Raw genomic sequence first — 233 nt, 5'->3', positions numbered from 1 at the left:
CCTGGGACCTGCTGGAGCCCAAGCCATGAACGAAAAGCACGACACGCTGGTCCTGGCCAGCGGCAATGCCGGCAAGCTGGAGGAACTGCGCGCGATGCTGGCCGACCTGCCGCTGCGCATCGTCGCCCAGGGCGAACTCGGCGTGGAGGACGTGCCGGAGACCGGACTGACCTTCGTCGAGAACGCGCTGATCAAGGCACGCCACGCCAGCGCGGCGACCGGCCTGCCGGCCC

The 233-nt window shown here is 70.0% G+C and carries 1 protein-coding gene; it reads left to right on the top strand.

Going from position 1 to position 233, the window contains the following annotated elements:
* Nucleotides 1-25: 25 nt before the first annotated feature.
* On the top strand, nucleotides 26-233 hold a 208-nt coding region (locus R0J87_RS25040), incomplete at its 3' end, for a non-canonical purine NTP pyrophosphatase (protein WP_498889729.1).

Origin of the sequence: Halomonas sp. SIMBA_159 (assembly GCF_046536035.1) — a bacterium.
Lineage (GTDB): Bacteria > Pseudomonadota > Gammaproteobacteria > Pseudomonadales > Halomonadaceae > Vreelandella > Vreelandella venusta_A.
Note: the sequence above shows the minus strand (reverse complement) of the source record. Positions and strands in the feature narration are given on the sequence as shown.